General features: G+C 70.8%; 12 protein-coding genes. 11 read left to right on the top strand and 1 reads right to left on the bottom strand.

Annotated features, from left to right (window positions below):
• Nucleotides 1-67: 67 nt before the first annotated feature.
• The 5 genes from DMA15_RS05700 (at nt 68) to nusB (ending at nt 3,841) form a co-directional block, all read left to right on the top strand.
• Nucleotides 68-1,021 carry a Pro-rich N-terminal domain-containing protein gene (locus DMA15_RS05700; RefSeq protein ID WP_125511560.1) on the top strand — a complete coding sequence of 318 codons (954 nt, stop codon included), beginning with the start codon at nt 68-70 and terminating at the stop codon, nt 1,019-1,021.
• 104 nt (nt 1,022-1,125) lie between these two features.
• A complete protein-coding gene (locus DMA15_RS05695; RefSeq protein WP_125511559.1) occupies nt 1,126-1,593 on the top strand; it encodes an excalibur calcium-binding domain-containing protein in 468 nt (155 codons plus the stop codon).
• An 80-nt stretch (nt 1,594-1,673) separates the two neighbouring features.
• The gene (locus DMA15_RS05690) at nt 1,674-2,780 is read left to right on the top strand and encodes an aminopeptidase P family protein (RefSeq protein WP_125511558.1); all 1,107 of its coding nucleotides are present in this window, start codon (nt 1,674-1,676) and stop codon (nt 2,778-2,780) included.
• 57 nt (nt 2,781-2,837) lie between these two features.
• Nucleotides 2,838-3,404, top strand: a complete 567-nt coding sequence (gene efp / locus DMA15_RS05685) for an elongation factor P (RefSeq protein WP_125511557.1) — start codon at nt 2,838-2,840, stop codon at nt 3,402-3,404.
• Nucleotides 3,405-3,406: 2 nt separating this feature from the next.
• Entirely contained in the window at nt 3,407-3,841 is a 435-nt protein-coding gene (gene nusB, locus DMA15_RS05680; RefSeq protein WP_125511556.1) for a transcription antitermination factor NusB, read from the top strand.
• A gap of 193 nt (nt 3,842-4,034) precedes the next feature.
• On the opposite strand, the gene bldD is transcribed toward nusB, so the two are convergent.
• A complete protein-coding gene (gene bldD / locus DMA15_RS05675; protein ID WP_055698930.1) occupies nt 4,035-4,535 on the bottom strand; it encodes a transcriptional regulator BldD in 501 nt (166 codons plus the stop codon).
• Between the two features lie 224 nt (nt 4,536-4,759).
• Between bldD and pyrR the strand changes: the two genes are divergently transcribed.
• The 6 genes from pyrR (at nt 4,760) to carB (ending at nt 12,708) form a co-directional block, all read left to right on the top strand.
• Nucleotides 4,760-5,332 (top strand): bifunctional pyr operon transcriptional regulator/uracil phosphoribosyltransferase PyrR, encoded by a 573-nt coding sequence (gene pyrR / locus DMA15_RS05670; RefSeq protein ID WP_125511555.1) that lies wholly within the window; start codon nt 4,760-4,762, stop codon nt 5,330-5,332.
• 83 nt (nt 5,333-5,415) lie between these two features.
• A complete protein-coding gene (locus DMA15_RS05665; protein WP_125511554.1) occupies nt 5,416-6,402 on the top strand; it encodes an aspartate carbamoyltransferase catalytic subunit in 987 nt (328 codons plus the stop codon).
• A 4-nt stretch (nt 6,403-6,406) separates the two neighbouring features.
• Nucleotides 6,407-7,693, top strand: a complete 1,287-nt coding sequence (locus DMA15_RS05660) for a dihydroorotase (RefSeq protein ID WP_125511553.1) — start codon at nt 6,407-6,409, stop codon at nt 7,691-7,693.
• Nucleotides 7,690-8,259 carry a hypothetical protein gene (locus DMA15_RS05655; protein ID WP_125511552.1) on the top strand — a complete coding sequence of 190 codons (570 nt, stop codon included), beginning with the start codon at nt 7,690-7,692 and terminating at the stop codon, nt 8,257-8,259. Before DMA15_RS05660 ends, DMA15_RS05655 begins: the two co-directional genes overlap by 4 nt.
• Nucleotides 8,256-9,407 (top strand): glutamine-hydrolyzing carbamoyl-phosphate synthase small subunit, encoded by a 1,152-nt coding sequence (gene carA, locus DMA15_RS05650; RefSeq protein ID WP_125511551.1) that lies wholly within the window; start codon nt 8,256-8,258, stop codon nt 9,405-9,407. The genes DMA15_RS05655 and carA overlap by 4 nt, the downstream gene beginning before the upstream one ends.
• Complete coding sequence (gene carB, locus DMA15_RS05645) at nt 9,400-12,708, top strand: carbamoyl-phosphate synthase large subunit (RefSeq protein ID WP_125511550.1); 3,309 nt, start codon at nt 9,400-9,402, stop codon at nt 12,706-12,708. Before carA ends, carB begins: the two co-directional genes overlap by 8 nt.
• The last annotated feature ends 10 nt before the right edge of the window (nt 12,709-12,718 follow it).

The raw sequence follows: 12,718 nt of genomic DNA, 5'->3' as shown, positions 1-12,718 counted from the left end.
CGTTCGGTAACGGGCGGCCCGGCCGCCGCCCGACCAGCGTCAGTCGCACGAGACGGAGTGGCACCGGATGCAGCACGCAGTGGGGTCTCCGCTGCCGCCGCCCCCTCAGCCGGGGCACGGACCGGCCACCGGCTGGTCCCCGGCCGCACATCACCCGAGCGCTGTCCCGACGGGCGCTCTCCCGCCGGGCGCTCTCCCGCAAGGAGGCCCGCAGCCGCCCGCGCCGGGCTTCGCGGGCGGCCCCGCGCCGCACGCGCCGGGGCAGGTGCCGTCCGCCCCCGGACCGGTGCCCCAGGCCCCGGGACAGCCCTCGCACCCGCAGAGCCAGGGCCCCGCGACCCTTCAGCTCGGGCACGGCCCGGTGCCTCCGAACCCGGACACCACAGGGCACATCCAGCTTCCGCCCGGCGGCCCCGTCGCGATGCCGAGCCCCCCGCAGGGCACGGCCCAGGCCGACACCGGCGCGACGACGCTCGCCGTGCTGCTCATCGGCCCCGCGGGCGCGGGCAAGACCAGCGTCGCCAAGTTCTGGGCCGAGCACCGCCGTGTGCCGACGGCCCACATCAGCCTCGACGACGTACGCGAATGGGTGCGCTCGGGGTTCGCCGACCCCCAGTCGGGGTGGAACGACCACTCCGAGGCGCAGTACCGCCTGGCCCGCCGCACCTGCGGCTTCGCCGCGCGGAACTTCCTGGCGAACGGCATATCGTGCATCCTCGACGACGCGGTCTTCCCCGACCGCCCGGTGGTGGGCCTCGGCGGCTGGAAGCGGCACGTGGGCCCGGGCCTGCTCCCCGTGGTGCTCCTGCCCGGCCTGGAGATCGTCCTGGAGCGCAACGCCCTGCGCAGCGGCAACCGCCGCCTGACCGACGAGGAAGTCGCCCGCATCCACGGCCGCATGGCCGGCTGGTACGGCTCGGGCCTGCCCATCATCGACAACTCCCAACTGGACGTCCCCGCCACGGCCCGCGTCCTGGACGACGTCCTCTCCCGAGCCATCGCGAGCCCGCCGCAGTGGTAGGGGCGGGGCCCGGTCACGGTTGGGCCACTGTGCCTCCATATGCCACTCGGGCCGCCTGAGGCCAGTACTACCGTCATGCCACCGGAATGAGCGAGGGGCATGACATGAGCAATCCGTACGGCACTCCGTCCAACGCCCGCGGCCCCGCCCCGAGGTGGGCCCGGAAGCGGTATGTGCTCCCCGCCGTGGCCTTCGCCCTGTTCATGGGCATCGGCATAGGCGCCTCCGGGGGTGACGCGAAGGACGAGGCGAAAGCGGGTCCCGCCCCCACCGTCACCACGACGGCCACCGTGACGCGGACCGCACGCCCCGGACCGGCCCCGACCGTCACGAAGCGGGTGACGAAGACCGTCAAGGCGACGGTCACGGTCACCCGTCCACCGGCCGAGGGCGGTGCCGCCGACGAGGGTTCAGGGGGACCGGCGGCGGGCTCCGGTGGCGGTGGTGGTTCCGTGTCGTTCGAGAACTGCGCCGAGGCCCACGCGGCCGGTGCCGCTCCTGTGCGGCGCGGGCAGCCCGGCTATGGGCGGCACCTCGACCGGGACGGCGACGGGGTCGGCTGCGACAGCTGAGGGGGCTCGCGGGAGGGCGCTGACGCCCGGTCGGACGCGCTGGCCGGGCTGGGACGGCGGGGCGCTCGTAGGCTCGCCCCATGTCAGAGGTGTACGCGGTCCGCAGGGAGCGGGTGAGGGAGCGGTGTGCCGCCGGGGGCGGTGCGGCGGCGTTGATCTCCCGGCCCGCCAATGTCCGCTATCTCGCCGGAGTGGCGCCCGAGGGTGCCGTGCTTCTGGTGGGTGAGGACGAGGACGTCCTGCTGTGCGGGCGCCCGCCCGGGGAGCAGCCCGGCGAGGGGCGGCCCGACGAGGCGCTGCGTACGCGGCTGCTGCCCGCGCCCGGGGCCGATCCGGCCGTCGCGGGAGCCGAGCTCGCCGCCGCCGGGGGAGCCGGGACGCTGGCCGTGGAGGAGCACCATCTGACGGTCGCCCGGCACCGGGCGCTCGGCTCGGTCGCCCCGGGGCTGCGCCTTGTGGACCTCGGCGGGGCGGTGGAGCAGCTGCGGTACGTCAAGGACGAGGAGGAGATCTCCTGTCTGCGGATCGCCGCGGAGATCACCGACCAGGCACTGGGCGAACTGCTCGAGTCCATCCTCGTCGGGCGCACCGAACGGCATCTCGCCCTGGAGCTGGAGCGGCGGCTCGTGGACCACGGCGCGGACGGGCCCGCCTTCCCCACCTCGGTCGGCACCGGCCCCCACTCCGGCAAGGGCGCCCACCGGCCTTCGGACCGCCGGGTGGAGGAGGGCGACTTCCTCTCCGTGTGCCTCGGGGCGAGTTACCGCGGATACCGCTGCGAGATCGGGCGTACGTTCGTCATCGGGACGTCCCCCGCGGACTGGCAGATCGAGCTGTACGACCTCGTCTTCGCCGCTCAGCGGGCCGGCAGGGAGGCCCTCGTACCCGGTGCGGCCTGCCGTGACGTGGACCGCGCGGCACGCCACGTACTGGACTCCGCGGGCCATGCGGATGACTTCCCTCCGCTGACCGGACACGGTGTGGGGCTCGAAATCGACGAGGACCCGCAGCTGGCGCCCTCGGCCATGGGTAAACTGGACGCTTGCGTGCCGGTCACCGTCGAACCGGGGGTTCACCTCCCTGGCCGGGGTGGTGTCCGGATCGATGACACGCTCGTCGTGCGCCCCGAGGCGGACGGCGGACCCGAGCTACTCACCATCACGACCAAGGAACTGCTCGCGCTCTAGCGCGCGTGCCCGCCCGGGGTCGTCCACCAGTCAGTCAGTGCAGGAGATTCCGCAACCGTGGCTTCCACGAACGACCTCAAGAACGGCCTGGTGCTCAAGCTCGAAGGCGGCCAGCTCTGGTCCGTCGTCGAGTTCCAGCACGTCAAGCCCGGCAAGGGCCCGGCCTTCGTGCGCACCAAGCTCAAGAACGTGCTCTCCGGCAAGGTCGTCGACAAGACGTTCAACGCCGGTGTCAAGGTCGAGACGGCCACGATTGACAAGCGCGACATGCAGTTCTCCTACATGGACGGCGATTACTTCGTCTTCATGGACATGGAGACCTACGACCAGCTGCACGTCGACAAGAAGGCCGTCGGCGACGCCGCCAACTTCCTGATCGAGGGCTTCACCGCCACCGTCGCGCAGCACGAGGGCGCGGTGCTCTTCGTCGAGCTGCCCGCCGCCGTCGAGCTGGTCATCCAGGAGACCGAGCCGGGCGTCCAGGGCGACCGCTCCACCGGTGGCACCAAGCCCGCCACGCTGGAGACCGGCCACCAGATCCAGGTGCCGCTCTTCATCACCACCGGCGAGAAGATCAAGGTCGACACCCGCACCAGCGACTACCTCGGCCGGGTGAACAGCTAACCGTGGCTGCTCGTAACACGGCCCGCAAGCGCGCCTTCCAGATCCTCTTCGAGGCGGACCAGCGCGGAACGGACGTCCTGACGGTCCTCGCCGACTGGGTGCGCCACTCGCGGTCCGACACCCGGCAGCCGCCGGTGAGCGAGTACACGATGGAGCTCGTCGAGGGGTACGCGGAGCATGTGCGCCGCATCGACGAACTCATCTCGCAGTACGCCGTCGGATGGACCCTGGACCGCATGCCGGTCGTCGACCGGAACATCCTGCGGCTCGGCGCCTACGAACTGGTCTGGGTCGACGGGACGCCCGACGCGGTCGTCCTCGACGAGGCGGTCCAGCTCGCCAAGGAGTTCTCCACGGACGAGTCGCCGTCCTTCGTCAACGGCCTGCTCGGACGCTTCAAGGACCTGAAGCCGTCCCTGCGGCGGGACGAGGAGTAAGGGCGTCTTCCACGTCACACCGACAGGGCCCGCAGCGGATTGCTGCGGGCCCTGTCGGTTTCCCGGCTTTTCGCTGCTCCGGTTTTTGCACGGGGTAATTGCGAGGGGAATGTGAAAAACCGCCGCCGGTGGCCGCGGCCTTTCGGCTGCGGCCACCGGCGGCGGCACGTTTCTGCTGAAGTGTCCGGCGGGATCAGACCTCTTCGTGGGCGACGGCGCGGCGCGCGTCCGCGTCCAGAACGCCCCAGCTGATGAGCTGCTCGGTCAGGACCGAGGGGGACTGGTCATAGATGACGGCGAGGGTGCGCAGGTCGTCCTGGCGGATCGAGAGCACCTTGCCGTTGTAGTCACCGCGCTGCGACTGGATCGTGGCGGCATACCGCTGGAGGGGGCCCGCCTTCTCGGCCGGCACGTGGGCAAGGCGCTCCAGGTCCAGGACGAGCTTCGGCGGCGGCTCGGCGGCGCCACCAGGAGCCGTACCAGGAAGAAGCTCCTGCACGGGGACGCCGTAGAAGTCCGCCAGCTCGGCGAGGCGCTGCACGGTCACGGCACGGTCACCGCGCTCGTACGACCCCACCACGACCGCCTTCCAGCGTCCCTGGGACTTCTCCTCGACGCCGTGGAGGGAAAGGCCCTGCTGGGTGCGGATCGCGCGGAGCTTGGCCCCGAGCTGCTTGGCGTATTCGCTGGACATATAGCTCCCCGGACGCTGCGACAATCATGCGGCTCCGCCGCGTGGCTGGTAACTCACTGTGAGGTTACGCAGCGTTACTTGCCTGCGTCAAGCCGAATGGTCCGTACCGCCCCTTCGGTGGAGGCCGATGACGTGTTCGGTCATCAGTACTGATAGTCTGGCTGGCGCAATTTCGACGTCCTTTAATGTCCGTCCCGTGAGGCGGAGAAGGAGGTCCGTTTCATATGGACACGCAGGACACCAAAGACCCCGCCGCGGCGCGCCCCGTACTCGAAGGGCCCGACATCGCGCGGGTGCTGACCCGCATCGCCCACGAGATCGTCGAGCGCGCCAAGGGCGCCGACGACGTGGTTCTCCTCGGCATTCCCACCCGCGGCGTCTTCCTCGCCCGCCGGCTCGCCGAGAAGCTCCAGGAGATCACCGGCCGCAAGATCCCGGTCGGCTCCCTCGACATCACCATGTACCGCGACGACCTGCGCATGCACCCACCGCGTGCGCTGGCCCGCACCGAGATCCCCGGTGACGGCATCGACGGCCGCCTGGTCGTCCTCGTCGACGACGTGCTCTTCTCCGGCCGCACCATCCGGGCCGCCCTCGACGCGCTGAACGACATCGGGCGCCCGCGCGCGGTGCAGCTCGCCGTGCTCGTCGACCGAGGCCACCGCGAACTGCCCATCCGCGCCGACTACGTCGGCAAGAACCTCCCCACGTCGCTGCGGGAGACGGTCAAGGTCCAGCTCACCGAGGAGGACGGCCGCGACGCCGTGCTGCTCGGCGCCAAGCCCGCTTCCGCGTAGGACCGGCTTCCCCCTCACGGGCTCCAGGGCACGCCCCTGCGCGTCCGCGTGCCCGCAGACCTCCACACACCGGAGTACCCCCGATGATGCGACACCTCATCTCGGCCGCCGACCTCTCCCGCGACGACGCCGTCCTCATCCTCGACACGGCCGAGGAGATGGCGCGGGTGGCCGACCGGCCGATCAAGAAGCTGCCCGCCCTGCGCGGCCGCACCGTGGTCAACCTCTTCTTCGAGGACTCGACCCGGACCCGGATCTCCTTCGAGGCCGCCGAGAAGCGCCTCTCCGCCGACGTCATCAACTTCGCCGCCAAGGGCTCCTCGGTCTCCAAGGGCGAGTCCCTCAAGGACACCGCCCAGACGCTGGAGGCGATGGGCGTCGACGCCGTCGTCATCCGGCACGGAGCCTCCGGCGCGCCCTACCGCCTCGCCACCTCCGGCTGGATCGACGCCGCCGTCATCAACGCCGGCGACGGCACCCACCAGCACCCCACCCAGGCGCTGCTCGACGCCTTCACCATGCGCCGCCGCCTGGTCGGGCGCGACGCGGGCCTCGGCCAGGACCTGGCGGGCAAGCGCATCACCATCGTCGGCGACGTCCTGCACAGCCGTGTGGCCCGCTCGAACGTGGACCTGCTGCACACCCTCGGCGCCGAGGTCACCCTGGTCGCGCCGCCCACCCTGGTGCCGGTCGGCGTCGAGCGCTGGCCCTGCGAGGTCTCGTACGACCTGGACGGCGTGCTGTCGAAGTCCGACGCCGTGATGATGCTGAGGGTGCAGCGCGAACGCATGAACGCCGCGTTCTTCCCCACCGAGCGCGAGTACTCGCGGCGCTACGGCCTGGACGGCGAGCGCATGGCGAAGATGCCCGAGCACGCCATCGTGATGCACCCCGGCCCGATGGTCCGCGGCATGGAGATCACCGCCGAGGTCGCCGACTCCGACCGCTGCACGGTCGTCGAACAGGTCGCCAACGGAGTCTCCATCCGCATGGCCGTCCTCTACCTGCTCCTGGGCGGCAACGAGCCCGCCGTCACCCACACCCGCCCCACCGGTTCCGAGGAGAAGTAAGACCATGAGCAAGATCCTGATCCGTGGTGCGAAGGTGCTCGGCGGCGAGGCGCGGGACGTCCTCATCGACGGCGAGACCATCGAGGCCGTCGGCACGGGGCTCCCCGCCGAGGGCGCGACCGTCGTCGAGGCCGGGGGCAAGGTCCTCCTGCCGGGCCTCGTCGACCTCCACACCCACCTGCGCGAGCCCGGCCGTGAGGACTCCGAGACCGTCCTCACCGGCACCCGCGCCGCCGCCTCCGGCGGCTACACCGCCGTGTTCGCCATGGCCAACACCTTCCCCGTCGCCGACACCGCCGGCGTCGTCGAGCAGGTCTACCGCCTCGGCAAGGAGTCCGGCTACTGCGACGTACAGCCCATCGGTGCCGTCACCGTCGGCCTGGAGGGCAAGAAGCTCGCCGAGCTGGGCGCCATGCACGAGTCCGCCGCCGGGGTCACCGTCTTCTCCGACGACGGCAAGTGCGTCGACGACGCCGTGATGATGCGCCGCGCCCTGGAGTACGTGAAGGCCTTCGGCGGCGTCGTCGCCCAGCACGCCCAGGAGCCGCGGCTCACCGAGGGCGCCCAGATGAACGAGGGCGTCGTCTCCGCCGAGCTGGGCCTCGGCGGCTGGCCCGCCGTCGCCGAGGAGTCGATCATCGCCAGGGACGTGCTGCTCGCCGAGCACGTCGGCTCCCGCGTCCACATCTGCCACCTCTCGACCGCAGGCTCCGTGGAGATCGTCCGCTGGGCCAAGTCCCGCGGCATCGACGTCACCGCCGAGGTCACCCCCCACCACCTCCTCCTCACCGACGAGCTGGTCCGCTCGTACAACCCCGTCTACAAGGTCAACCCGCCGCTGCGCACCGAGCGCGACGTCATGGCGCTGCGCGAGGCCCTCGCCGACGGCACCATCGACATCGTCGCCACCGACCACGCCCCGCACCCCCACGAGGACAAGGACTGCGAGTGGGCCGCGGCCGCCATGGGCATGGTCGGCCTGGAGACCGCCCTCTCCGTCGTCCAGCAGACGATGGTCGAGACCGGGCTGCTGACCTGGGAAGCGGTCGCCGACCGGATGTCCTTCAAGCCCGCGAAGATCGGCCGGGCCACCGGGCACGGCCGCCCCGTCTCGGCAGGTGAGCCCGCGAACCTCGTCCTCGTCGACGCCGATTACCGTGGGGAAGTGGACCCCGCGAGCTTCGCCTCGCGCAGCCGCAACACTCCCTATGAGGGCCGCGAGCTGCCGGGCCGCGTCACGCACACGTGGCTCCGGGGCCGGGCCACGCTCGTCGACGGGAAGCTCGCGTGACAACTCTTGTGGAACTGGCCGCCGAGAAGGAATCGGCGGACGTGACCGACTGGGCCGCACGGCTCGGCTGGGTCGTGGGACTGCTGCTCTTCATCGCGCTCGTCTACTGGCTGATGCGCGAGGGCTGGAAATGGCGCGGCACCCTCCAGGGCGACCTGCCCGAGCTGCCCGCCGCGCCGGATGACCCGGGCCCGGCGAGACTGGAGCTGACCGGCCGCTACCACGGCTCCACCACGGCGGGGCAGTGGCTCGACCGCATCGTGGCGCACGGCCTGGGCACCCGCAGCCGCGTGGAGCTGACGCTCACCGACGCGGGACTCGACGTCGTACGCCCCGGTGCCGCCGACTTCTTCGTCCCGGCGGCCCGGCTGCGCGGGGCCCGCCTCGACAAGGGCATCGCCGGCAAAGTCCTCGCCGAGGGCGGCCTGCTGATCGTCACGTGGGAACACGGCGAGAAGCTGATCGACTCCGGCTTCCGCTCGGACCACGCGGCCGAGCAGGCCGAGTGGGTCGAGACCATCAACACCATGATCAATACCGCTACTACGGAAGGCACCGCACGATGACGACCTCCACCCGGGGAGCCGGCAAGGCTCCCGCCGTACTCGTCCTGGAGGACGGCCGCATCTTCCGCGGCCGTGCCTACGGGGCCGTGGGGGAAACCTTCGGCGAAGCGGTGTTCTCCACCGGCATGACCGGCTACCAGGAGACGCTGACCGACCCCTCGTACGACCGCCAGATCGTGGTCGCCACCGCCCCCCAGATCGGCAACACCGGCTGGAACGACGAGGACGACGAGTCGGGCCGCATCTGGGTCTCCGGTTACGTGGTCCGCGACCCCGCCCGCGTCCCCTCCAACTGGCGTGCCCGGCGTTCGCTCGACGAGGAGCTGGTCGCGCAGGGCGTCGTCGGCATCTCCGGCATCGACACCCGCGCCCTCACCCGTCACCTGCGCGAGAGCGGCTCCATGCGCTCCGGGATCTTCTCCGGCGAGGCACTGGCCGCCGACGCCGAGCTGGTCGCCCGCGTCCAGGCGCAGCCCCACATGAAGGGCGCGAGCCTGTACGAGGAGGTCGCCACCAAGGAGGCCTACGTCGTCCCGGCCGTCGGCGAGAAGAAGTTCACCGTCGCCGCCATCGACCTCGGCATCAAGGGCATGACCCCGCACCGGATGGCCGAGCGCGGCATCGAGGTGCACGTGCTGCCCGCGACCGCCACCGAGGAGGACGTGTACGCCGTCGCCCCCGACGGAGTCTTCTTCTCCAACGGCCCCGGCGACCCGGCCACCGCCGAGGGACCGGTCGCGCTGATGGGCGCCGTCCTCAAGCGCAGGACGCCGCTCTTCGGCATCTGCTTCGGCAACCAGATCCTCGGCCGCGCCCTCGGCTTCGGCACCTACAAGCTGAAGTACGGCCACCGCGGCATCAACCAGCCGGTGCAGGACCGCACGACCGGCAAGGTCGAGGTCACCGCGCACAACCACGGCTTCGCCGTCGACGCGCCGCTCGACAAGGTCTCCGACACCCCCTACGGGCGCGCCGAGGTCTCCCACGTGTGCCTCAACGACCAGGTGGTGGAGGGGCTCCAGCTCCTCGACCAGCCCGCGTTCAGCGTCCAGTACCACCCCGAGGCGGCCGCCGGTCCGCACGACGCCGCGTACCTCTTCGACCGTTTCGTATCCCTGATGACCGCAGAAGGAGCCCAGCGTGCCTAAGCGCACCGATATCCAGTCCGTCCTGGTCATCGGCTCCGGTCCGATCGTCATCGGCCAGGCCGCCGAGTTCGACTACTCCGGCACCCAGGCGTGCCGGGTCCTGAAGTCCGAGGGCCTGCGCGTCATCCTCGTCAACTCCAACCCGGCGACGATCATGACCGACCCGGAGATCGCCGACGCCACGTACGTCGAGCCGATCACCCCCGAGTTCGTCGAGAAGATCATCGCCAAGGAGCGGCCCGACGCGCTGCTGCCGACGCTGGGCGGCCAGACGGCCCTCAATACGGCGATCTCCATGCACGAGCAGGGCGTCCTGGAGAAGTACGGCGTCGAGCTGATCGGAGCCAACGTCGAGGCGATCAACAAGGGCGAGGACCGCGACCTCTTCAAGGGCGTCGTCGAAGAGGTCCGCAAGAAGATCGGGCACGGCGAGTCCGCCCGCTCCTACATCTGCCACTCCATGGACGACGTCCTCAAGGGCGTCGAGGAGCTGGGCGGCTACCCCGTCGTCGTGCGCCCCTCCTTCACCATGGGCGGCGCCGGTTCCGGCTTCGCGCACGACGAGGAGGAGCTGCGCCGCATCGCCGGGCAGGGCCTGACCCTCTCGCCGACCACCGAGGTGCTCCTGGAGGAGTCCATCCTCGGCTGGAAGGAGTACGAGCTTGAGCTGATGCGCGACAAGAACGACAACGTCGTGGTCGTCTGCTCCATCGAGAACTTCGACCCGATGGGCGTGCACACCGGCGACTCGATCACCGTCGCCCCGTCGATGACGCTGACCGACCGCGAGTACCAGATCCTGCGCGACGTCGGCATCGCGATCATCCGCGAGGTCGGCGTCGACACCGGCGGCTGCAACATCCAGTTCGCGGTCAACCCCGAGGACGGCCGGGTCATCGTCATCGAGATGAACCCCCGTGTCTCGCGCTCCTCCGCGCTCGCCTCCAAGGCCACCGGCTTCCCGATCGCGAAGATCGCCGCCAAGCTGGCCGTCGGCTACACGCTCGACGAGATCCCCAACGACATCACCGAGAAGACGCCGGCCTCCTTCGAGCCGACCCTCGACTACGTGGTCGTCAAGGCCCCGCGCTTCGCCTTCGAGAAGTTCCCCTCGGCGGACTCGACCCTGACGACCACCATGAAGTCGGTCGGCGAGGCCATGGCGATCGGCCGCAACTTCACCGAGGCCCTCCAGAAGGCGCTGCGCTCGCTGGAGAAGAAGGGCTCACAGTTCACGTTCGTGGGCGAGCCCGGCGACAAGGCCCAGCTCCTCGAAGAGGCCGTCCGCCCCACCGACGGCCGCATCAACTCCGTCATGCAGGCCATCCGCGCGGGCGCGACCCGCGAGGAGGTCTTCGACGCCACGAAGATCGACCCGTGGTTCGTCGACCAGCTCTTCCTGATCAAGGAGATCGCGGACGAGCTGGCCGCCACCGAGCGCCTGGACGCCGGCCTGCTCGCCGAGGCCAAGCGGCACGGCTTCTCCGACGCCCAGATCGCCGAGATCCGCGGTCTGCGCGAGGACGTCGTCCGCGAGGTGCGCCAGGCCCTCGGCGTGCGCCCGGTCTACAAGACGGTCGACACCTGCGCCGCCGAGTTCGCCGCGAAGACGCCGTACTTCTACTCCTCGTACGACGAGGAGTCCGAGGTCGCCGAGCGCGAGAAGCCCGCGGTGATCATCCTGGGCTCCGGCCCGAACCGCATCGGCCAGGGCATCGAGTTCGACTACTCCTGCGTCCACGCCTCCTTCGCGCTGAGCGACGCGGGCTACGAGACCATCATGGTCAACTGCAACCCCGAGACCGTCTCCACGGACTACGACACCTCCGACCGGCTCTACTTCGAGCCGCTCACCCTGGAGGACGTCCTGGAGATCGTGCACGCCGAGGCGCAGGCCGGCCCGATCGCGGGCGTCATCGTCCAGCTCGGCGGCCAGACCCCGCTCGGCCTCGCGCAGGCCCTCAAGAACAACGGCGTGCCCGTCGTCGGCACCCCGCCCGAGGCCATCCACGCCGCCGAGGACCGCGGCGCCTTCGGCCAGGTGCTCGCGGAGGCCGGGCTGCCCGCGCCGAAGCACGGCACCGCCACCACTTTCGCCGGGGCCAAGGCCATCGCCGACGAGATCGGCTACCCCGTCCTCGTACGCCCGTCGTACGTGCTCGGCGGCCGCGGCATGGAGATCGTGTACGACGAGATCCGCCTCGCCTCCTACATCGAGGAGTCGACCGAGATCAGCCCCTCGCGGCCGGTCCTCGTCGACCGCTTCCTGGACGACGCCATCGAGATCGACGTCGACGCGCTCTACGACGGCGAGGAGCTGTACCTCGGCGGTGTCATGGAGCACATCGAGGAGGCCGGCATCCACTCCGGCGACTCGGCGTGCGCGCTGCCCCCGATCACCCTCGGCGGCTTCGACATCAAGCGCCTGCGCGCCTCCACGGAGGCCATCGCCAAGGGCGTCGGCGTCCGCGGCCTGATCAACATCCAGTTCGCCATGGCGGGCGACATCCTCTACGTCCTGGAGGCCAACCCGCGCGCCTCGCGCACGGTCCCCTTCACCTCGAAGGCGACCGCGGTGCCGCTGGCCAAGGCCGCCGCCCGGATCTCGCTGGGCGCGACCGTCGCCGAACTGCGCGCGGAGGGCATGCTGCCCAAGCACGGCGACGGCGGCACGCTGCCCATGGACGCGCCGATCTCCGTCAAGGAGGCCGTCATGCCGTGGTCGCGCTTCCGCGACATCCACGGGCGCGGCGTCGACACCGTCCTCGGCCCGGAGATGCGCTCCACCGGTGAAGTCATGGGCATCGACTCGGTGTTCGGCACCGCGTACGCCAAGTCGCAGGCGGGCGCCTACGGCCCGCTGCCGACCAAGGGCCGCGCCTTCATCTCCGTCGCCAACCGCGACAAGCGCTCGATGATCTTCCCGGCGCGCGAACTGGTCGCGCACGGCTTCGAGTTGTTCGCCACCTCCGGCACGGCCGAGGTGCTCAAGCGCAACGGCCTCAACGCCACCGTCGTGCGCAAGCAGTCCGAGGGCGAGGGCCCCAACGGCGAGAAGACCATCGTCCAGCTCATCCACGACGGCGGTGTCGACCTCATCGTCAACACCCCCTACGGCACCGGCGGCCGCCTGGACGGCTACGAGATCCGTACGGCGGCCGTGGCGCGCTCCGTGCCGTGCCTCACGACGGTCCAGGCGCTCGCCGCAGCCGTCCAGGGCATCGACGCGCTCAACCGCGGGGACGTGGGCGTGCGCTCACTCCAGGAGCACGCGGAACGCCTGACCGCGGCCCGCGACTAGCAGCCCAGAA

The sequence above is a fragment of the Streptomyces sp. WAC 01529 genome, assembly GCF_003945545.1.
In the GTDB taxonomy this organism is placed as follows: domain Bacteria; phylum Actinomycetota; class Actinomycetes; order Streptomycetales; family Streptomycetaceae; genus Streptomyces; species Streptomyces anatolicus.
The sequence above is the reverse complement of the archived record's forward strand: the minus strand, read 5'-3'. Positions and strand labels throughout refer to the sequence as shown.